2 protein-coding genes and 1 pseudogene are annotated in these 1,548 nt (G+C 60.3%); 2 read left to right on the forward strand and 1 reads right to left on the reverse strand.

Annotated elements, in window-relative coordinates; genetic code table 11:
• On the forward strand, window positions 1-574 hold a 574-nt coding region (locus WAW17_RS17560; protein WP_422334215.1), incomplete at its 5' end, for an alpha/beta fold hydrolase.
• Between the two features lie 30 nt (window positions 575-604).
• Here WAW17_RS17560 and WAW17_RS17565 read toward each other — a convergent pair.
• Window positions 605-970 (reverse strand): annotated as a pseudogene (locus tag WAW17_RS17565) (AMP-binding protein); the annotation flags it as partial.
• Between the two features lie 106 nt (window positions 971-1,076).
• On the opposite strand from WAW17_RS17565, the gene WAW17_RS17570 reads away from it, so the two are divergent.
• The coding region (locus WAW17_RS17570; RefSeq protein ID WP_422334216.1) for a TetR/AcrR family transcriptional regulator at window positions 1,077-1,548 on the forward strand (472 nt) is incomplete at its 3' end.

The following is a 1,548-nucleotide window of genomic DNA, read 5'->3' on the forward strand; positions in this document are numbered from 1 at the left end:
GTCCATCATGGGTTGGGCTGCCGAGCACCCGGAGTCGGTGCCCGTCTTATCCCGCGGTGCCGTCTTGGCGAGTACCGGCCCCTCGCAGTTGGTGAGTAGATCGACGCTAATTGGGTCGCCACGTCGATTCCGCGCCTCACTGGAGCGGGCCTTCGCAGCCGGGCTCGCCACCGCGGGACCGGAGATGCTTGACACTCGCTTCAACCGACGGTTGGTGAAATACGGGACGATGGGTCCACACGCGCCAGCAGACGTTGTGGCTGAGTGTTCCGACATAGTACTGCGGTGCCCCCCTGCGGTTCGGGGAATGTGGGGCAGGGTCCTGGCCACCATCGATGTAAGCAAAGGAATCGACTCACTTACGGTTCCGACGACAGTGATCGTGGGCTCGGCCGACAAGTTGACACCCGCGGTTCATTCCATTGATCTCGCCGACCGACTGCAGCAGCGCCGCCGGTTGCATGAGTTCGTGGCGTTGCCACAGATCGGTCACATGATCAACATGGAGGCACCAAACTATTTCAACGAAGCAGCGGCCCGATTGGACGCAGTCACGGTAGGCGATGGCTTTTGAACCGTCGACCGGACACACATGAGCTCGTGAGACGGCCACGATCGTCGACAGGCCGCGCGTGTCCGAGTTGGGAGGGGTCCATCGAGGCGTACAGCATCGATGGCATCGCCACGGTGATCTTTTTTGCGTCGATGGTGCGCAGCACCTCGGCGGATAAACTTCGGCAGCACCATCATCGGGCCGCCTTTCGTCAGGGTCGGCACGAAGAACGCGGCCCCAGCATGCGACAGCGGGGTGCACAACGAGAATTTGGGGTACCCGGCCATTCTCACTCCGGAGAGTTGAATCTGCGTCATCGTGAACATTGCCGAAGCCTCCGATGGCTCCCTTCGGCTTTCCGGTCGTGCCGCCGGTGTATGTGATCGACACGGTGCGATCCGGCGGACGATCGGCTGCTTGAGGGAGGGTGCCGAACCGCTGCGAGCGAACCGAGAGGTTTCAGCGAACGGCTCTCCAGCCCGACTCGCTTGAGAGGACCCTTCAGGGTATTGTTAACCCCATAATGTCATTCGTCCGCCGCGTTTCATTTACTCCATCTCAGGTGCAGCGTCGAGTGACCGATGCCCGTAGCACCCGCTGGGATGAGCATAGAGTCGAGGTACGCGCGCAGCTGGTCGACGCGACCATACGGATCATCGAACGGTATGGTGCAGGCGTCAGCATGGACGACATCGCTGCGGAGGCCCGTGTATCTAAACCAAAGCTGTATCGCTACTTTGGCGACAAAGCGGGCTTGAACGCGGCGGTGGCGGCGAAACTCGGTGCGTTGATGTGGGATTCGGCGAAAGTCACTATTCTCGCCGACCAAGATTATCTTTCGGTTGACGACATGGTTCGCTCGTCCGTCCAGAGCTACGTCACGCTCGTCGGGCAGTATCCCACGGTCGTCAGATTTCTTATGGCGAATCACTTGTTTCAGTACTCCGGATCGGGAAATGGCGGAGTTGCTGACGAACTGAGGTCGGTGATGGAGG

Origin of the sequence: Rhodococcus sp. (in: high G+C Gram-positive bacteria), assembly GCF_049286785.1 — a bacterium.
Classification (GTDB): Bacteria; Actinomycetota; Actinomycetes; order Mycobacteriales; family Mycobacteriaceae; genus Rhodococcus_F.